We start from the raw sequence: 18,043 nt of genomic DNA on the forward strand, positions 1-18,043 counted from the left end.
GATGGCCCTCCTATTTCGCGGCCAGATGTTTGCCGAAGAACGCCCAGATCTTGTTCCAGCCGTCCATGCACTGCTCGACCCGATAGAGCGGCCGATGCCAGTAGAAGAAACCGTGGCCGGCGCCGTCGTAGCGGTGGAACTCGTAGTTCTTGCCGTGCTTTTTCAGCTCGGCTTCGTGCTGGTTCACCTGCTCCGGGCTCGGCGCGCGGTCGTCGTTGCCGAAGAGACCGAGCAAAGGACAGGACAGACCCTCCGTCATGTCGATCGGCGCCACCGGCGTCTTGGCATTGAGCTCCTCCTTGCCCATCACCACGCGCCCGCCCCACAGCTCGACGCAGGCATCGACGTCCTTCTTCTGGCAGGCGTAGATGAAAGCGTGGCGGCCGCCCGAGCAGGAGCCGATGAGACCGACCTTGCCGTTGAGCTCGGGCTGCGCGCGCATCCACTTCACCGCGCCTTCGGTATCGCCGACCATCTGCGAGTCGGCTATGCCGCCCTCGGCACGCACCTTGGCGGCCACGTCGTCAGGATTGCCGTCGCTGCCGCCGCCCTCGCGCTCGTAAAGGTTGGCGCAGATCGCCATGTAGCCGTGATGCGCGAAACGGCGAGTGGTCTCGATGTAGAGCTCGCTCCAGCCCGGGAGATGGTGGATGAGCACGACGCCTGGAAATGGGCCCTTACCCGATGGCTTGGCCGTATAAGCCGTTATCGGCGTTCCTTTGTCGCCTTTGATGGTCACGTTCTCGCAGGTCATGCCTCGGTAGAATGACATCGCTCTCTCTCCTTCGGTGTGTTTCTCGGTGGGCCCGCCAGTATTCGACAATTGCATATCGGGCGCAACACGAGAGTTGAGTTGCAGCGCCGCGCTCCGTGACGGATCATGGACGCCACGCTGCGAGCCAGGGAGGGATCGCATGAACGACGGCGTCGATTCGCGTGCGAAGCACCGGGAGCACATCGAGAGCCGGACCGAGTTCGTCAGGGGCAAGCGCGGCCCGGTCTCGTACGTGTGGGGCAACCATGTGGTGAAGCCCCGTCAGCGTGTGCCGGGCGCTCCGGGGCTGTGGTCACCGCTGCCCGAGGGTGAAGCCGGTCTCCTCGTCGAAGCGACCGCGGCCGACGGGATCGTGATCGACCGCCGCACGGTCGACGGCGCCGCGAAGCTCGAGGTCGGTGCGGATCGCCCTGCATCGATCGCCTGTTTTCCCGACGGCGCCGAGGGGATCGTCTTCACCTACGACCACAAGCGATTCGCGCTCCAGGTCTGGAATCCCAGGAGCGCCTGGGCGCAGCAGTTCAGTCACATCCAGGCCTTCGACTGGTCGGCCGACTGGGTCGTCAAAGCCCGTCTCGAGAAAGTGACCGACGGCAGGACCGTATCGATCCCCCATCATCGAAATCCCATCCCGGTGGAGAGGCCCGTCGCCGCGAAAGTGACCTTCGACGTCGACGGAGCGGAGCAGACGCTCTACGCGACCCGGTCGGGGGACCATTACGTCTTGCACTTCACCGACGGGACCAGCGGCCATGCGAGCTACGGTTCCGGCCGCAACGTGCGAATACCGGCCGATCGGTGCGGAGCGGTCAGCATCGACTTCAATTACGCGACGCTGCTTCTGTGCTCGTTCAGCAGAGCCTGGAACTGCCCGATCCCGCCGCTGGAAAATCGATTGCGCGTGCCCATCGAAGCGGGCGAGCGCTTCGCGGTCGACCGCAATGGAGTCCGATGTTGTAGCTCGCATCGCAAGGAGGCGTCATGTATGCCTGGAGGAGATGCGCGGCCCTGCTTTCCCGGCTCGTCCTGTGCGCGCTCGCTGCAAACGCGGCCGCGCAACAGGATGCTTTCCCGAACAAGCCGATCCGCTACATCTCGCCGTACGCCTCGGGCGGCAGCACGACCTTCATCGCGCGCCTCATCGGACAGCAGCTCACCGAAGCCTGGGGACAGCAGGTGGTCGTCGACAACCGGCCCGGAGCCAACACCATCCTCGGCACGCAGGCCGCCGTCGCTGCACGCCCCGACGGCTATACGCTCGTCTCCGTCGGGGGCAGCATCCTGGCCGGCAACTACTGGCTCGCGAAGACGCCGTACAACCCCCTCAAGGACATCGCGCCGATCGGCACCGTGTCCAAGTACGAGAACGTGCTGGTCGTCCCGCCCGCGTCGCCGGCGAACACGATCGCGGACCTGATCGCGCTGGCGAAGGCGAAGCCGGGACAGATCACGTACGGCTCGTCGGCGGTGAACGGGCCGACGCACATGCTCGCGGAGCTCTTCAACACCGTCGCCGGCATCAAGACGCTGCACGTTCCGTACAAGGGCGGCGGCCCCGCGGTGTCGGACCTGATGGGCGGTCACATCAATTTCTTCTTCTCGAATCCGGTCAACGTCGCTCCGCAGATCAGGAGCGGGCGCCTGAAAGCGCTCGGGGTCACGGGGCAATCGCGCAACGTGGCGTTTCCGGACGTGCCGACGTTCGCCGAGCAGGGGCTGCCGGCGATGGCGCTGACGAACTGGCAGGGCGTCGGCGGACCCGCGGGGATTCCGAAGGCTATCGTCGACCGGATATCGGGCGAGATCAGGAAGCTCGTGGCGAAGCCCGATACGAAGGAGAAGCTGAACGCCTTCGGACAGGAGCCTTTCTACAACGATCCGCAGCAAACCGCGGCGCTCCTGCGAGCGGACATCGAGAAGTACGGCAAGATCGTCAAGGACGCGAACATGAAACCGGCCGAGTGAGAAAGGAGACGGACATGACACTGTTCCCGAGCATCCGATCGGCGACCGCGTGGATGGCGACCGCGCTCGTGGCGGGCGCCGCGTTCGCCCAGACGAAAGAAGACGTGAAGAGCTATCCGTCGAAGCCGATCCGCGTCATCGTCGGCAACACCGCGGGCGCGGCCCAGGACATCGTAGCGCGGCTGGTGGCGCAGCGGCTGACCGACAGCATGGGCCAGCAGACCGTGGTCGACAATCGTCCCGGCGCGACCGGCCAGATCGGCATGGAAATCACATCGAAGGCGGTGCCGGACGGCTACACGGTGATCGTCACCACGTCGGCCGCGCTCGTCCTGAATCCGCTCCTGACCAAGGTGCCGTACGATCCATACAAGGACTTCACGCCGATCTCGCTGCTCGTCGACAGCCCGCAATTGCTGTTCGGCACCACGGCCATCCCCGCGAAGACCGTCAGCGAGTTGCTGGACCTGGCGCGCGCGAAGCCGGGTCAGCTGAATTGCGCCTCGCCGGGGTTCGGCGGATCGAACCACATGGGCTGCGAGATGCTGAAGACGATGGGCAAGGTGAACATCGTCCACGTGCCTTACAAGGGCACCTCGCCCGCCATCACCGACGTGGTCGGCGGTCATGCGCAGTTCATGTTCAACAGCATTCCCGCGGTGATCGGTCTCATCAAGAGCGGGAAGGTGCGCGCCCTCGGCCACGGCGGCACCAAGCGCTCGCCCGCGTTGCCGGACGTCCCCACGATCGCGGAGACACTGCCCGGCTTCCAGGTCGGTACGTGGTACGCCCTCGCCGGCCCTGCCCGTCTTCCGCCGCCCATCGTCGCGCGGCTCACTGCGGAAGTGAAAAAAATGTTCGGCGATCCGCAATTCGCGCAGAAGATCGTCGAGCTCGGACAGGATCCGGCGCCGAGCACCGGGCCCGAGCTCACCGCGCACATGCGCAAGGAAACGGCCCGCTGGACGAACGTCATCAAGGAGGCCGGGCTCAAACCCGAACGCTGATGCCGCTGCCGACCGACACCGACGTCTCCACCCCGAAACACCTCCGGGACAAGTACGCCATCGTAGGGGTCGGCGAGACCCCCTACACGCGCGGCTCCGGCATGACCACTCGCGCGCTCGGCACCTGGGCGGTGCGCAACGCCGTCCTCGACGCCGGGCTTACGGCCGCCGACGTCGACGGCATGCTGTCGTACCAGTCGGGCGATTCCACCTTCGCGCCCTTCATCGCCGGCGATCTCGGCATGCGCCTGAATTTCTACATGGACGTGTTCGGCGGCGGCTCGTCGACCGAAGCGCTGATGGGCATGGCCATGGGCGTGATCGAGGCCGGCCTGTGCAGGACCGTCGTCATCTTCCGCGCCATGAACGGCTACTCGCAGGTACGCATCGGCGGCACCGGCGCCCGCTCGGCCGCGCCGGTCAGCGGCGACACGCTGCACTCGCGCGCTTACGGCTGGCAGAGCGCCGGGCAGATGTTCAGCTTCACCTTCATGCGCCACATGTACGATTACGGCACCACGCCGGCGCAGGTGGCAGCGGTGCGCGCCACGCATTCCGCGCACGCCTCCAACAACCCCAAGGCTTACTACAAGCAGCGCGTGACGGTGGAGGATGTGCTGGCGAGCCGCATCATCTGCAAGCCGCTGCATCTCCTCGACTGCTGCGTGGAGACCGACAACGCCACCGCGATCATCGTCACGAGCGCGGAGCGCGCGAAGGACTTGCGACATCCCCGGGCGCTGATCCGCGCCGTCGCGGGCCGCGTGTGCAAGCCGCGCGCGGACATGCACTACCAGGCGGGACCGATCTCGACGGTGGCGGGCAGGTACGCGCGCGAGATCCTGTGGCCCAATGCCGGCGTCGGCCCGCAGGACGTCGACGTCACCGGCTCCTACGACGCTTTCACCTTCACCACGATGCTCCAGCTCGAGGACTACGGCTTCTGCAAGAAAGGCGAAGGCGGCGGGTACGTCAGCGACGGCACGATACGGCTGGGCGGCAGGCGCCCCAACAACACCAGCGGCGGCCACCTGTGCGAAGGCTACACGCACGGCATGAACATGGTGATCGAGAACGTGCGCCAGCTCCGCCACGACGTCGACGACAGTTGTCCCGTCGGCCCCGACGGCAGGCGCAGGCACACCTACGATTACAGCGAAGGCGGCTGCCGGCAGGTGAAGAGCTGCGAGGTGACCGCCAACCTCGGCTGGGCCAATCCGGGCACCGGCTCGGCGATGGTCATGCGGCGCGATTGAACGGGGGAGGCATGTCCATCAACGCCGAATATCTTGGAATGAGTTTGAGGGTCGACGACCTCGACAACGAGAACGTCGCGTATTTCAAGCACTGCGCCGAGCACAGCTTCCATCTGCAGCAGTGCGGCGACTGCAAGCTCAGGCGCTATCCGCCGACCACCGCTTGTCCGTGGTGCATGAGCCGCGAAGCCGGATGGGTGCCCGTCGAGGGCAAGGGCGCGGTGCACTCCTACACCGAGGTGCATCACGCCATCCAGCCGGCGTTCAGGGAATACACGCCGTACCTCATCCTGCTGGTCGATCTCGATACCCAGAAAGGCGAGCCCACCGCCGACGAGGCGCTGCGCGTGGTGGGCAACCTCGTCACGCCGGACGGCAAGCTCGCGCCGCCCGAGCTGGTCAGGACGGTCGGCATCGGCACCCGCGTACGCATGGTGTTCTCCGACGTGAGCCCGGGCCTCTCGCTCCCGCAGTGGACCATTGACGAGAGCGCCGCGCAGCCCGACAAGCCGTGGCGGTATCCGCAGGAGTGATCGCATGCACATCAATCCCATGAAGGCCGCCGCCGCCCGCGGCGAGCCGCAGATCGGCACCTGGGTCAACCTGGAAAATCGGGCTCACGCCCGCGAGATCGCGAACGCGGCGCACTAAACCGACGAAGCATTCAACACCTCGACGCGATCGCCGCCAACGGGAGCAGGCGCAGCAATGGAAGGAAGCCGGCGTGCTGCTGCTCGTTTACAAGAGCGAAGTCGAGATTCTTGCCAACGGCTTTCGCGATGCGATGAAGGCCATCCGCGGCCAGCAAAAAGGCGTTTGATTTTCCTGCTATGCTGCGCAGCTGTTTCGGCCCCTTGGGGCAATCAGTACCAGTCCACGCCCACCCGGTTGTTCCGGTCCGGCCGTTGGTATCGGTCTAGACGTTCAAAGGACATTCCATGCCATGCGTTGATCAAGACAAATTCAATCTGCTCGACCACGGGCACAGCCTGGACGTCGCACTCAATCAGCTGCTGAGGGTTCCGGCGATTGCCAACGGGGTTCTCGGCGACATCATCATCGACGTCCAACAGAAAATCCTGCCGATCGTCAACACCGTCAACTGGATTCCGGCCAACGGCAACAACGCCGGCAACGCGACCGGCTTCTTTGAGAAGGACAACGGGGCGGTCAACAAGATCAAGCTCAAGCGCGTGGACGTGACCCTGATGGAAGGCAAGCGCAGCCAGGTGATCCACGAGTTGGTGCACGGTCTCGACATGTATTACTACTTCTTCAACCTGTCGAGTCCTCCTCTCGGCTCGAAGTTGAACGCCCGCGTTCCGGTGCTCTATCTGTTCCCCTTGGGCAATGTGTGGAAGTACGAGGTCATGGACATGGTGTTCGTCGACCCGAACAACACCGACGCGCACAACAATCTGTTGACTCAATTCAAAGGTTTGGCCCGGAACAACTCGCTGCTCAAACAATGGCAGCGCACGATGCTGATGACGCAGCTCGATTACGCGTCGGGCCCCATGAAACTGCACGTGGAATTCACCGCGAATGTGGCGCAATGCCTGAGCCTGATCTATCAATGGGGTTTCACGGGCAACGAAAAAGGGCTGCTGGGCAATCCCCGGAGCATCGCGATCCTGATCAAGGCGATGGAACGCGCGCTGCTGGACTGCGTGCAGACCTGGCGCCGCTACGTGCCGCCGGCCCGCAAGCCGGGTTCAGTGGTCCAGTTCAAGCCGGGCGACCGGCGGGAACCCGACATGATCGATCCGAACCGGGCGATCTATTTCCAGAGCGACCAGTGGTGGAAGAAGCTGGGCAAGAACGAGCCGGAACTGGTCATGCCGCCAGATGTGCCGCCCAAGCCCACGCTCGGCCGCGTACCGCCGCCGGTGCCACCCAAGCCCCTGCACTTGCGCGCCGGATGAGAGGGCCCACCCTCGCGTCCGGGCGCCGGCGTGTCGCGTCCGCCGCGAGAAGCGCTCGCGAAGAAGCACGATGAAGTCGATCCGCGGCTAGCCGTCGCGCCGGCTAGCCGACCGGCAACTCCCGTCCCGTTTCCGACGACTGCCTGATCGTATCGAGGAAGCGATGCAGGTCGACGGCGGTATCGAACGTCGGCAGCCGGCTCTGCGGCTGCCCGGTGCGGATCGCTTCGGCGAACAGGCTGTACATCTGCCCGACGTTGAACGGGTCGCCGCGCGGGAAATCGGGCGGCATCCAGAAGAAGCGTTCCGGTACGGCCAGGTCGCTCAACTGGTGGCTGCGCTGTGCGCCCTGCACGCGCAGCATCTCGCCGCGCTGCGACGAGACGTTGCCGGTCGCGACGAGCGTCCCTTCGCGGCCGTAAACGACCATGCGGAAGCCCCCGCCCGCCCACGGCACGGCGGCGACGTGCACCGAGGCCACCGCGCCGCGCGCGAGCTTGCCGCTGACCATGATGTTATCCGGTGAGGTGACGTCCACCATCTTCCCGGTGTCGGTCTCGAGCCACTGCTTGGCCTGCGTCGTCACCATGCACGAGACTCGCGCGAAGTCGCCCACGACGAAGCGCAGCGCATCGATGACGTGGCCGTTGGCGATGGTGAGCGGATTCGCCCCGAGCGTCACGTCGCGCTGCCAGTTGCGGGTGGAGGGACGTTCGAGTGCGCCGTCACGCATGCAGTCCGCGTGACACGACAGCACCTCGCCCACGAAACCGTCTTCGATCAGCTCTTTCATGTAGAGGAGCGCGGGGCTCACCCGCGATTGCAGGCCCACCGCGGTCTGCACGCCTTTCGCGCGGGCGAGCGCCGCGAGCTCTTCGGCTTCGCCCGTGGTGCGGCCGAGCGGCCACTCGGTGTAGACGTGCTTGCCGGCTTCGATGGCGGCCTTGGTCGCCTCGAAGTGCGACGGCACGCGCACCACCACGGCCACCGCATCGATGTGGGGCGAGGACGCCAGTTCGCGGAAATCGGTGTACGCGTGCTTCGCACCGAACGCTTTACGCGCCTCGTCGGCGGTCTCGCGACGCGTGGTGCAGACCGCGCTCATCTCGACGTCCGGGCTCGCCCGCAGCGCGGGAAAGTGCGATTGAGACGCCCACGTCGATTTGACGTTGGCCCCGACGAATCCCAGCCGAATCCTGTTTGCCATGCAGTGTGCTCCTCCGATCAGTCTTGCCTCGTTCCGGCGCTTGGAATAGATTGCCCGTGATTGATTTTCCTCGATCGTATCCTGGAGATCTCGTCATGGCACAAGTCGGCAAGAAGTCCACATTCGAAGCAGGCAATGTGCGTTTCGCCGTCCAGCACGAGCTGTGGGACGGGAACATCGACGACCACTCCGACCAGGGCGTGGCCATCCTCGTCGTCGGACAGGCTGGCGGGAAAGAGACGACGCTGCTGCGGTTCAATTGTTTCGACCTGGAGCGCAGCTATGTGTACGGTCCCGAGAGCCTGAAGAGACTCTGCCGCATGGATCCGACGGTCGACGGCAACCCGATCGGCTGGTCGGTGAAGCAGATCAGGACCCGGCTGCCCGACATGCTCCGCAGGTCCCGATACGAGGACCTCGCGGAACAGGTCGATGCGCAGGCGGTCGAGCGCGCCCTGCCCGAGGTCGAATCCACGGCGCGGGCGCTGTTTGCCAGCGCCAGGAACACCGTCAAGCACAACCGCGGCACCGAGATGTTCGAGGCCGGCCCCTTCAGGTTCGGCCTTGAGCTGCGCAAGCAGCAAGGCGGAGACGGCGGCCTGGCGATCCACGTGCTGGCCGATCTGGCGGGCACGCCGGGCCGCACCTACATGGAAGAAACCGAATTGCTGGCTTTCGATTGCTTCCGCGAAGCCCCGCACTATCACTACGGTCCGCGCAACAAGAACCACCGCATCTTCTGGGACAAGACGCTGGTGCCCGACCCGCTGGAGTGGACGCTCGAGCAATTCAAGAGCGGGAAGCTGCGCGACATGATCCAGCGCGCGGGCTATCCGGGTGTGGCAGCGGACTACGACGAACATCTCGTGGCTGCCGTCCTGCCGGCGCTGGAAAAGCGCGCGCGGGAAATAAACGCCCAACCGCTGCCTGCCGAACCGACGCCCAACCTCGTCCCGCGTTGATCGGCGTGTCTTCGCGCGGAAGCGAGCCGCTGTTCGATCCGCGCGATTTCCTGATTGCGGACGGCGTCGCGCATCTCTGCGCCGGCGGAGAGAGCGCGTGCCTGCATCGCCACGCCGCCGCGCTTGCGCGCTATCTGCGTGACAAGAGCAGCGGCATGGCCGGGCGCATCGCGCAGGAAGCGCAGATCGCCCGTGCCCGCGCCGCTATCGCCCGCGCCTGGGGAGTCGACGCGGCGTCGATCGGATTCGTCGGCAACGTCGCAGAGGGTGTGGCCATCGTCGCGGACAGTCTCGACTGGCGCGACGGCGACAATTTCGTCATCGATGCCGACGAATATCCGTCCGTCGTCGGACCATTCCTCGCCCGCCGCAATCCGCGCGTGACCTTGAGGCAGGCCAGAGGAACCGCGCCCGGCCGCTTCGCCGAATGCGTCGATGCGCGCACACGCGCGATCGGTGTCAGCTACGTTTCGTACCTGACCGGTGAACGGCACGATCTCGCAGCGCTCCGCGCGCTGGCGGACAGCGTCGGCGCGTTGCTCGTCGTGGACTTCACCCAGGCCGCCGGTTACCTGCCGATTCCGGCATCGGTCGCGGACTTCGCGTTCTCGGCCTGCTACAAATGGCTGCTCGGCGTCACCGGCGTTGCCGTCGCCTACTGGAACCGGACACGCCAGCCGGCGTGGTCGCCCGCTTCCGCGGGCTGGTACTCCTTCGAGCCCGGATCCCGCGGCTACGACAATCCGCCGCCGCTGCGGGCCGACGCGCTGCGCTTCACCCGCGGCAATCCTGCGCACGCTTCGCTCTACGTGCTGGCGGATGCGCTGGACTATCTGGCGGCTCACGACGCGCGCGATATCCAGGCGCACGTCCAGGGCATGACGACGGCGATGCTGGAGCGGCTCGAAGCCCTGCGGATTCCGACGCTCACGCCGGCCGATCCGGCGCGGCACGGTGCGAGCGTTTGCATTCCGTCGCCGCGCGCGCAGGCGATCGTCGATGCGATGGCGCGCCGCGGGGTGCTCGCGTGGAACGGCCAGGGCCGCATCCGTTTCAGCTTCCACGGCTACAACTCGCGCCGCGACGTCGATCGGGCGATCGTCGCGTTGAGTGCGGAATGGAAAGACAAGAGCTTATGACCGAGCAGGGACGCCCAAACTACGATCGTCCGCTCTTCGACCTTCACAAAGTGTCCGGCACACCGGTGATCGTCGAAAACATCGAAGTCGTGCGCTGGCGAGACATCCATTTCCTTCGCGCGCGGTCCAGTGATGGCGCGGAGGGTCTCGTCATGATCAGCGAGGGCCGTCATTTCCTTACGGCGATGCTGAAGGAGAAGGTCCTGCCGTTTTTCGCCGGCCGCGACGCCCGCGATCTCGAAACGCTGGTCGACGAGGTGTACGCGTGGAAGTCGAACTACAAGTACGCCGGGCCGGCGCTGTGGACGACCGTCGCGTGGGCCGAAGCGGCGCTGTTCGACCTCCTCGGCAAGGCCGCCGGCAAATCCATCGCCGATCTGCTCGGCGGACGCCGGCGCGATTGCGTGCCGGTCTACGTCTCCAGCCTCCTTCGCGAAACCACGGCGGAAGAAGAGGTCGAGTGGGTCGGGCGGCGCATCGAGCAGACCCGGGCGAAGGCGGTGAAGCTGAAGATCGGCGGACGTCTCAGCCGAAACGCGGACGTATCGCCGGGCCGCAGCGAACGCCTGATCGCGCTCGCCCGAAAGACGTGGGGCGACGCGATGAAGATCTACGTCGACGCGAACGGCTCCTACGACGCGCCCCACGCTCTCGAAGTCGCGAAGATGCTGAAGGCGCACGGCGTCGTCTTCTTCGAGGAGCCGTGCCCGTTCGAAGACCTGGACGAGACCAGGGCGGTCGCCGACGCGCTGGACATGCCCGTCGCCGGCGGCGAGCAGGACGCGAGCCTGCCGCGCTTCGAGTACATGGCGCGCAACCGCGTCGTGGACATCCTCCAGCCCGACATGCTCTACAACGGCGGCTTCATCCGCAATCACCGGGTGAGCGTCATCGCGCGGCACTACGGACTGCCGCTGACGCCGCACAGTCCCTATCTCGGGCCGCGGCAGGCTCTGACGACACACTACTGCGCCACGCTGCCCGAGCTGCCCATCGAGATGGAATACGCAGCCGCGCTGCCGGAACGCCCGATGGATTGGTACAGGCCCCAAATCGAAGCGAAGAACGGCTTGGTTGCGGTGCCGACGGGACCCGGCCTCGGCATCGAGCTCGCGCCCGAAGTCGTGAACGGGCTGAAGATCGTCGACTAAGGAGAGAGACGTGAAATTCGATCTGGTGATTGCAGGCGGCGAAGTGCTCGATCCGGGCGCGGGGCTGCGCGGGGTGATGGACATCGGCATCGTCGGCGGCAAGATCGCGGCGGTGGCGCCGTCGCTGGCGTCGGCGGACGCCGTGCGAACGGTGAGCGCGAAGGGGTACTACGTCTTTCCCGGTCTCGTCGACATCCACGCCCACGTGCTGATCAACGCGCACGACATGGGGATCCACACCGACCGCTTCCTGCGCTCGACCGGCGTCACGACGCTGTGCGATGCGGGCAGCACGGGTTCATCCAACTTCGCCGGCTTGCGCAACGTGCTCGATCATCACGTGCACACGCGCGTGCGCGCCTTCGTGAACCTGTCGGCGCTCGGCATCACCGGCACGGCGCGCGGCGGCGAGCTCCAGCATTTTCCCTATGCCGATCCGGAGGGCTGCGCGCAAACGATCAAGGACAACCCGGACCTCGCCATCGGCGTGAAGCTGCGCTTCGGGCCGAACCTCGTCTGGGAGTATTCGGCCGAGCCGGTGAAGCTCGCGCGCCGCACCGCCCACATGGCCGGCAACGTGCCGATGATGATGCACATCACCGATTCGCCCATCCCGCTGCCGGCGCTCATCGAGCACATGATCCCCGGCGACATCGTCACCCACTGCTATCACGGCCGCAACAACGGCATCATGGGTCAGGAGAAAGCGTTCGTGCTGAAGGAAGTGGTCGAGGCGCAGCGCGCGGGCATCGTCTTCGACTGCGCGCACGGCCGCAGCCACTTCAACTTCCGGATGATCGAGAAGGCGCTGGACCAGGGCTTCCTGCCCGATACCATCTCCACCGACCTCACCATGACCTCGGCCACCCAGGGTCCGGTATGGGATCTGCCCACCACGATGACCAAGCTGCTGCACTTCGGCATGTCGCTCGAGGACATCGTCCGGCGCACCACCGCGGCGCCCGCGCGCATCATGGGCTACGAGGGCACGGTCGGGACGCTCAAGCCCGGCGCCAACGCCGACGTGGCGGTGTTCGGGCTGCGCGACGGCCGCTTCGACCTGAAAGACAGTGACGGCAACGTCGTCACCGCAAAGCGCCGGCTGCTCGCTCAGACCACGATCAAGGACGGCCGCATCTGGTACGAGCGGCCCGCAGGGGAGTAAGCCTCGCGACCTCGAGCGGATGAAAAATCATCCGCGCGACGTCGATTCGCGCCCTCGCCGTTCGACTACAGGGTGCAGATCCACTCATCCTCTCAACGCTCACAGGAGTGCGGAAATGGCCCCGAAAAACACGATCTGTCTCTGGTACGACCGCGACGCTCTGGACGCCGCCGGGTTCTACGCGAAGACGTTCCCCGACAGCGCCGTCGGCGCGGTGATGCGGGCGCCCGGCGACTATCCCGACGGCAAACAGGGCGACATCCTGACCGTCGAGTTCACCGTCGCCGGCATTCCGTGTGTCGGACTCAACGGCGGGCCGCAGTTCAAGCACAGCGAGGCTTTCTCGTTCCAGATCTCGACGGACGACCAGGCGGAAACCGATCGCCTGTGGAACGCGATCGTGGGGAACGGCGGCCAGGAAAGCGCGTGCGGATGGTGCAAGGACAAGTGGGGCCTGAACTGGCAGATCACGCCGCGCGCCCTCATCGAGGCGATCACCGACCCCGATCGCGCAGCCGCCAAGCGTGCGTTCGACGCCATGATGACGATGACGAAGATCGACATCGCCGCGATCGAGGCGGCACGGCGGGGAAAATGAAAGCGGACGCGAAGCTGCTCGAAGCGGAATAGCTGGCGCTATTCGGAAGCGGAGGGTTGCCAACCGAGGGCCGGCGCCACGACTTTCGCGATCAGCTCGATCGATCGCAGGATGTGCGCATGCGGCGGGTCGATCGAATGCACCTGCACGGTCCAGTCGGTCGCGCGCGCCAGCGCAGTATCGGTCTTCAGCGAAGCGACGACGTCCTCGGGGCTGCCGGTATGGATATCGAGCAGCGCGACCGCTTCCTCGATCGAGCAGCCCGGCGGCAGGCGCCTGACGCCGGCGAGCTTCGCACCGGTGCCGCGGATGCCGGCTTCGCAGTGTCTTAACGCCTCCTTGCGATCGTCGGCCACGAACACCGTGCGCGAAGCGAGGATGCGCGGCTCGCGGCCTGGCGGCAGCGCTTCGAGATACGCGTCGATCAGCGGGTTCTGGATCTGGTCCAGCGTGAGCCGCCCCGGACCGTGCGGGCGCGGCTGGTTGCGCGACAACATCAGCCCATCGCCGGCGCGCCCGGCGCGCTGCGCGCCTTCGATCGAGAACGTCGCCTGCCAGATGCGATCGGCCAGTCCGGCGTTCACCGGGTAGAGACTGTCCCCGCCGGGCAGCGCGCGGCCGGCCCACGCATCGCGCAGCAACTCGAGATGATGGGTCATCAGGATGTGACGGTCGTTGCTGTCCAGACCGAACGCGGTGTACATGCTCAGGTTGCCGCCGGGCGCCACGCCGACTTCCAGGCGTCCGCCCGACATGATGTCGAGCACCGAGGCATCTTCGGCCACGCGGATCGGCAGCTCCAGCGGCAGCGTGATGATCGCGGTGCCCAGCCGGATGCGCGACGTGCGCGCGGCGACGTGTGCAAGATAGACGAAGGGCGACGGCAGGCCGCCCTCGGCTTCATGGAAATGGTGCTGCGCGACCCACACCGCATCGAAGCCCAACGCTTCCGCCTGCGCGATCTGTGCGTCGGCGAGGCGATAGCGCTCGGCCGGCGGCGCCTGGTCGAGCAGGCGTGTGAAGAAGCCCAGGCGCTGTCTCACGCTACGGCGTCGCTGGCGGCGATCGTCTGGCGTGCCCTGCTTTCATCACCGGCGGGCGCGAGCCGGAAATCGAACTCGAGCGAAAGAAACGGATTGGTGAGACCGCGCTGCTTCGCCAGCGCCGCGTCGTCGACCGTCTCGTAGTAGCCGACGAGCGAGCGCTTCACCGCGAACACCGCGTCGTGGTCGAGGTACGGATCGCCGTCGACGAAGACGTGCGTGATCACCTGCTCGTATCCCGGCGCCGAGACGATCGCATGCATGTGCGCCGGCCGCATGTGATGGTTGCCGGTCGCGCGCACCAGATCGCCGACAGGTCCGTCCATCGGGATGCTGTAGAACTTCGGCTTGTAACTCGCGAAGGCGTACTCGCCCCGGTCGTTCGCCTTCACGCGGCCGCGCAATTCGAGGCCACCGTCGGTCTGCAGGTCGTAGACCCCGTCGGCCTTCGCCTGCCAGATGTCGAGCACCGCGCCGGCTATCGGAGCTCCGTCGACCGACAGGACACGGCCGCTGACCCACACATCCTCGCCTTTCAGCGTGGCGCCTTGGCGCAGGTCGGCGCCGTAACCGTATTCCTTCGCGCCGTGCGCGAAAAACGGGCCGAGCACGGTCGCCTCGGTCGCGCCGAGCGCGGCCTTGTTGCCCAGCGCGACTACCATCATCGACAGCCCGAGCACGTCGGACAGGAGGATGAGCTCCTGGCATTTCGCGTCGCACTTCTGCCCTACCGCGGTGAGGAAGCGAATCCCCTCGAACCATTCCGCCTCGGTCAGGTCGACCTCGCGCGCGAAGGCGTGCAGGTGCTTCACCGCGGCGGCCATGATCTCGCGCAGCCGCGGATTCTTCGTGTCGTTCAGCCGCGCGAGGACCTCGGCGGTCAGTGTGTTCTCGTCGAGCTGTCGCATGGGACCTCCGGAGCGTTACTGCGACAGCGCGGCGACACCGGCCTTGGCGATCTCCTCGTCCTCCTCGGCCTTCGCGCCGCTGACGCCGATCGCGCCCAGCACTCGGCCGTCGCGCAGCACCGGCACCGCGCCCTGCGCGGGCACACATTCACCGGGCACCGACGCCATGAACGACTGCATCACGGGCGAGGCCGCGCGAGCGGCGAGGTCGGCGCTCGGCACGCCGAAATTGGCCGATGCGTACGCCTTGCCTTTGGAGATGCCCGCGGTGCGCCACGACACGCCGTCGAGCCGCACCATCGTCAGCAGATCGCCGCGCCCGTCGACGACTGAGATCGAGACCTTCACGCCCATCTGCTGTGCCTTGGCCTGCGCTGCCTGCAGCATCCTCTGCGCTTCGGGGGTGGTCAGATACATGTGAGCCTCCTTGGGTTGGCGTTTCGAGTCGTCACGCGGGAACCGGCACGCGATGCAGCTTCACCGCCATCGCGACCGAGCTGTAGTAACCCAGCAGCGCCAGGACCTCGGCGATGCCGTTGCGGCCGAGCACGCGCTCGGCGCGCTCGAAGACTTCGTCCGATCCCGCGCCCGGCGCCATCGCGATCTTCGCCAGATCGTAGATGGTGCGCTCTCGCTCGTCGTCGATCTGCGGGTCCTGACCGGCGCGCATCGCGTCGAACACGCTCTGCGGATACCCGAGCTTGACCGCGGCCCTCGTGTGCACCGTCCACACGAACTCGCCTTTCCAGTGATTGGCGATGATGCAGATGACGAGCTCGACCTCGCGCTCCGACAGCGAGCCTTTCTTGTTGAGAAAGGTGCCGATCGTCTCCAGCGCGGCGGCGAGCTTCGGCGAGTGGATCCAGATGCGATACGGCGTCAGCAGCCGGCCGCGCCCGGCGACGAGGTCGTCGAATACTTTCTTCTGCTCGGGCGTGAGCTCGTTTTCGGGAATGTCCTTGATGCGGGTCGATTCGGGCATCGTGCTCTCCGTCGTCATTTATCCGCTGCCGGCTTGCCCATCAGGAACGGCTGCAACGCCGCCGAGATGAAGTCGTTCGCCGGCGTCGCGACGCCGTGCTCTCTTCCGAGCACCCTGACGCGTCCACCCAGCCACGGGTACTCGAGGCGATTGCCCGCGACGGTGTCGACCGCCATCGACGGCATCACCATCGGCGTCGCGGTGCGCGCCTTTGCGAGGCGCTCCTCCATCTTCTCCGGCGGCAGCGAAACGCCGACCGCACGGCCGACGGCGACGGCCTCGTTGAACACCGCGCTGTAGAGCGCCCAGCTTTCGTCGTGCGACTGCACTACCCCCATGGGCGAGCGCAGCAGCGCACACAACGAGCTGTTCGCGACGAGACCGATGAACTTGTCCCACAGGATGGCGCGCCCGTCGGTGGCGACGGTCACCGAAATCCCCGCAGCCCCGAAAACCTCTTTCACCGCGAGCAGCCTCGCCGATTGCTCGCCGTTCGCCTCCGCTACCGTGATCGCCGAGTTGGGATTGCGCTGGCGGATGACGCCCGGCTCCTCGATGGCGGCGTTCATCGACGCCGATCCGTAGACGACGTTCTTCCAGCCGAGCGCCCTGGCGAGCGTGTCGGGCGCATCGATGCCGTTCTGGAGCGGGATGACGGCGGTGTTTTCCCTGAGCAGGGGCTTGAGTGTCGGCGCGAGCGCTTCGAGCGACCACATCTTCGGCGTCACGAGCACGACGTCACACGCGCCGATCGCGCGCGGATCGACTTCTGCCTGGAGCTCGACGCTGAACCGGCCGTTCGGACCGATCACGGCGAGGCCGTTGCGCCTGATCGGGTCGCGGTGTCGCTCGGTCACCAGCACGCCGACATCGTTTCCCGCCTGCTTCAGCAGCGCCGCAAGCAATCCCCCCACTCCACCCGCACCGACCACGCCGATTTTCATCGCCACCCTTTCCGAAATGAGACACCCGTTTTTTTTGATCTTACGCTACCTTATACGCATCACCGATGGGAGAGGAGAACGCAGTGAAGCTCGCGCTATTCCAGAAAGACGCAGACGTGTTGCCGGGCGTGATCACCGAGCGCGGCGTGGTCGCCATCGCCGACCTGGTGAAGCTCGGCGCCACGCCGCAGCTCACGATGAACGGCATCATCGACGACTTCGATCGGCTGCGGCCGCAACTGGAGCGCCGCGCGGCGGACGGCGACGCGACGCCGCTCGAGAACGTGCAGCTCCGCCCGCCGCTGCCGCGTCCCGGGAAGATCCTCGCCTGCATCGCCAACTATTGGGAGCACGGGGCGCTCGCGGCGCGGCCGCTCAACATGTTCCTGAAGAATCCCGATGCGGTGATCGGACCCGGCGATACGATCGTGCTGCCCGAGTTCGACGAGCCGTGGATCTTCATGCACGAGGCGGAGCTCGCGCTGGTGATCAAGGGTCCCGCAAAGATGGTGAAAGCGAAAGACTGGGAAAGCGCGGTCTTCGGCTACACCGGCATGATCGACGTGTCCGCTCGCGGCGACGGCCGGCGCACATGGAAGACCGGGAGCTGGCTGGGGAAATCTTTCGACACCTTCGCACCGCTCGGGCCGTGCATCGCGACGCGCGACGAGATTCCGAATCCGAACGACGTGCTCGTGCGGTTCTGGGTCGACGGTCAGTTACGCCACAACTACAACACCGACGACATGGAGCACCTCGTGCCCAATCTCGTCGAGTTCGCCTCGACGATCATGACGCTCAACTCCGGCGACGTGATCTCGTGCGGCACGAACCACGAAGGTCTCGGCCCGCTCCAGGACGGCGAAGTCGTCGACTTCGAGATCCGGAACATCGGCCGCATGCGCCTGAACGTGCGCGACCCGCTGAAGCGCACGTGGGAGAAAGGCATCTACATGGGCGCCGACTCGACCAACCCCGAAGCGGTCAAACGCAACCGGCCGCCGGACGTGCGTTAA

General features: G+C 66.0%; 19 protein-coding genes. 11 read left to right on the forward strand and 8 right to left on the reverse strand.

Annotated elements, in window-relative coordinates; genetic code table 11:
• Positions 1-10: 10 nt before the first annotated feature.
• Both VHP37_17055 and VHP37_17060 read right to left on the reverse strand, forming a co-directional pair.
• Entirely contained in the window at positions 11-772 is a 762-nt protein-coding gene (locus tag VHP37_17055) for a dienelactone hydrolase family protein (protein ID HEX2828065.1), read from the reverse strand.
• A gap of 295 nt (positions 773-1,067) precedes the next feature.
• On the reverse strand, positions 1,068-1,304 hold the full coding sequence (locus VHP37_17060) for a hypothetical protein (protein ID HEX2828066.1): 237 nt from the start codon (positions 1,302-1,304) through the stop codon (positions 1,068-1,070).
• Between the two features lie 452 nt (positions 1,305-1,756).
• On the opposite strand from VHP37_17060, the gene VHP37_17065 reads away from it, so the two are divergent.
• The 5 genes from VHP37_17065 (at position 1,757) to VHP37_17085 (ending at position 6,928) form a co-directional block, all read left to right on the forward strand.
• Positions 1,757-2,740, forward strand: coding sequence for a tripartite tricarboxylate transporter substrate binding protein (locus tag VHP37_17065; protein HEX2828067.1), 984 nt, complete (start codon positions 1,757-1,759; stop codon positions 2,738-2,740).
• A 14-nt stretch (positions 2,741-2,754) separates the two neighbouring features.
• Positions 2,755-3,747, forward strand: coding sequence for a tripartite tricarboxylate transporter substrate binding protein (locus tag VHP37_17070; GenBank protein HEX2828068.1), 993 nt, complete (start codon positions 2,755-2,757; stop codon positions 3,745-3,747).
• Positions 3,747-5,003, forward strand: a complete 1,257-nt coding sequence (locus VHP37_17075; protein HEX2828069.1) for a hypothetical protein — start codon at positions 3,747-3,749, stop codon at positions 5,001-5,003. The genes VHP37_17070 and VHP37_17075 overlap by 1 nt, the downstream gene beginning before the upstream one ends.
• A gap of 38 nt (positions 5,004-5,041) precedes the next feature.
• Positions 5,042-5,536 carry an OB-fold domain-containing protein gene (locus VHP37_17080; GenBank protein HEX2828070.1) on the forward strand — a complete coding sequence of 165 codons (495 nt, stop codon included), beginning with the start codon at positions 5,042-5,044 and terminating at the stop codon, positions 5,534-5,536.
• A gap of 405 nt (positions 5,537-5,941) precedes the next feature.
• Positions 5,942-6,928: a hypothetical protein gene (locus VHP37_17085; GenBank protein HEX2828071.1), complete on the forward strand. Its 987-nt coding sequence runs from the start codon at positions 5,942-5,944 to the stop codon at positions 6,926-6,928.
• A gap of 103 nt (positions 6,929-7,031) precedes the next feature.
• Here the strand turns inward: VHP37_17085 and VHP37_17090 are convergent, their stop codons facing one another.
• Complete coding sequence (locus VHP37_17090; protein ID HEX2828072.1) at positions 7,032-8,135, reverse strand: Gfo/Idh/MocA family oxidoreductase; 1,104 nt, start codon at positions 8,133-8,135, stop codon at positions 7,032-7,034.
• Positions 8,136-8,230: 95 nt separating this feature from the next.
• Here VHP37_17090 and VHP37_17095 point away from each other — a divergent pair, with 95 nt between their 5' ends.
• From VHP37_17095 to VHP37_17115, 5 genes are all read left to right on the forward strand, one after another.
• Positions 8,231-9,097: a hypothetical protein gene (locus VHP37_17095; protein HEX2828073.1), complete on the forward strand. Its 867-nt coding sequence runs from the start codon at positions 8,231-8,233 to the stop codon at positions 9,095-9,097.
• Positions 9,098-9,102: 5 nt separating this feature from the next.
• Positions 9,103-10,236, forward strand: coding sequence for an aminotransferase class V-fold PLP-dependent enzyme (locus VHP37_17100; GenBank protein HEX2828074.1), 1,134 nt, complete (start codon positions 9,103-9,105; stop codon positions 10,234-10,236).
• A gap of 152 nt (positions 10,237-10,388) precedes the next feature.
• Positions 10,389-11,387: a mandelate racemase/muconate lactonizing enzyme family protein gene (locus tag VHP37_17105; GenBank protein ID HEX2828075.1), complete on the forward strand. Its 999-nt coding sequence runs from the start codon at positions 10,389-10,391 to the stop codon at positions 11,385-11,387.
• Between the two features lie 10 nt (positions 11,388-11,397).
• Positions 11,398-12,552, forward strand: a complete 1,155-nt coding sequence (locus VHP37_17110) for an amidohydrolase/deacetylase family metallohydrolase (GenBank protein HEX2828076.1) — start codon at positions 11,398-11,400, stop codon at positions 12,550-12,552.
• Between the two features lie 115 nt (positions 12,553-12,667).
• Entirely contained in the window at positions 12,668-13,150 is a 483-nt protein-coding gene (locus VHP37_17115) for a VOC family protein (GenBank protein ID HEX2828077.1), read from the forward strand.
• A 38-nt stretch (positions 13,151-13,188) separates the two neighbouring features.
• Here the strand turns inward: VHP37_17115 and VHP37_17120 are convergent, their stop codons facing one another.
• The 5 genes from VHP37_17120 to VHP37_17140 are packed head-to-tail and all read right to left on the reverse strand — an operon-like array spanning position 13,189 to position 17,027.
• The gene (locus VHP37_17120; GenBank protein ID HEX2828078.1) at positions 13,189-14,193 is read right to left on the reverse strand and encodes a putative FMN-dependent luciferase-like monooxygenase; all 1,005 of its coding nucleotides are present in this window, start codon (positions 14,191-14,193) and stop codon (positions 13,189-13,191) included.
• Positions 14,190-15,101 (reverse strand): dioxygenase, encoded by a 912-nt coding sequence (locus tag VHP37_17125; protein ID HEX2828079.1) that lies wholly within the window; start codon positions 15,099-15,101, stop codon positions 14,190-14,192. Before VHP37_17125 ends, VHP37_17120 begins: the two co-directional genes overlap by 4 nt.
• A 15-nt stretch (positions 15,102-15,116) precedes the next feature.
• On the reverse strand, positions 15,117-15,518 hold the full coding sequence (locus VHP37_17130) for a heme-binding protein (protein ID HEX2828080.1): 402 nt from the start codon (positions 15,516-15,518) through the stop codon (positions 15,117-15,119).
• A 31-nt stretch (positions 15,519-15,549) separates the two neighbouring features.
• Positions 15,550-16,083 (reverse strand): hypothetical protein, encoded by a 534-nt coding sequence (locus VHP37_17135; protein ID HEX2828081.1) that lies wholly within the window; start codon positions 16,081-16,083, stop codon positions 15,550-15,552.
• Positions 16,084-16,097: 14 nt separating this feature from the next.
• The gene (locus VHP37_17140; GenBank protein HEX2828082.1) at positions 16,098-17,027 is read right to left on the reverse strand and encodes a 2-dehydropantoate 2-reductase; all 930 of its coding nucleotides are present in this window, start codon (positions 17,025-17,027) and stop codon (positions 16,098-16,100) included.
• A gap of 83 nt (positions 17,028-17,110) precedes the next feature.
• On the opposite strand from VHP37_17140, the gene VHP37_17145 reads away from it, so the two are divergent.
• Complete coding sequence (locus VHP37_17145; GenBank protein ID HEX2828083.1) at positions 17,111-18,043, forward strand: fumarylacetoacetate hydrolase family protein; 933 nt, start codon at positions 17,111-17,113, stop codon at positions 18,041-18,043.

It is taken from the genome of Burkholderiales bacterium (assembly GCA_036262035.1).
Classification (GTDB): Bacteria; Pseudomonadota; Gammaproteobacteria; order Burkholderiales; family SG8-41; genus JAQGMV01.

Excerpts from the sequence above, each read along its gene's own strand:
- VHP37_17135 (HEX2828081.1), bottom strand. The coding sequence starts at position 16,083 with ATGCCCGAATCGACCCGCATCAAGGACATTCCCGAAAACGAGCTCACG.
- VHP37_17070 (HEX2828068.1), top strand. The coding sequence starts at position 2,755 with ATGACACTGTTCCCGAGCATCCGATCGGCGACCGCGTGGATGGCGACC.
- VHP37_17065 (HEX2828067.1), top strand. The coding sequence starts at position 1,757 with ATGTATGCCTGGAGGAGATGCGCGGCCCTGCTTTCCCGGCTCGTCCTG.
- VHP37_17115 (HEX2828077.1), top strand. The coding sequence starts at position 12,668 with ATGGCCCCGAAAAACACGATCTGTCTCTGGTACGACCGCGACGCTCTG.
- VHP37_17140 (HEX2828082.1), bottom strand. The coding sequence starts at position 17,027 with ATGAAAATCGGCGTGGTCGGTGCGGGTGGAGTGGGGGGATTGCTTGCG.
- VHP37_17080 (HEX2828070.1), top strand. The coding sequence starts at position 5,042 with ATGAGTTTGAGGGTCGACGACCTCGACAACGAGAACGTCGCGTATTTC.
- VHP37_17055 (HEX2828065.1), bottom strand. The coding sequence starts at position 772 with ATGTCATTCTACCGAGGCATGACCTGCGAGAACGTGACCATCAAAGGC.
- VHP37_17130 (HEX2828080.1), bottom strand. The coding sequence starts at position 15,518 with ATGTATCTGACCACCCCCGAAGCGCAGAGGATGCTGCAGGCAGCGCAG.
- VHP37_17105 (HEX2828075.1), top strand. The coding sequence starts at position 10,389 with ATGATCAGCGAGGGCCGTCATTTCCTTACGGCGATGCTGAAGGAGAAG.
- VHP37_17085 (HEX2828071.1), top strand. The coding sequence starts at position 5,942 with ATGCCATGCGTTGATCAAGACAAATTCAATCTGCTCGACCACGGGCAC.
- VHP37_17090 (HEX2828072.1), bottom strand. The coding sequence starts at position 8,135 with ATGGCAAACAGGATTCGGCTGGGATTCGTCGGGGCCAACGTCAAATCG.
- VHP37_17095 (HEX2828073.1), top strand. The coding sequence starts at position 8,231 with ATGGCACAAGTCGGCAAGAAGTCCACATTCGAAGCAGGCAATGTGCGT.
- VHP37_17075 (HEX2828069.1), top strand. The coding sequence starts at position 3,747 with ATGCCGCTGCCGACCGACACCGACGTCTCCACCCCGAAACACCTCCGG.
- VHP37_17125 (HEX2828079.1), bottom strand. The coding sequence starts at position 15,101 with ATGCGACAGCTCGACGAGAACACACTGACCGCCGAGGTCCTCGCGCGG.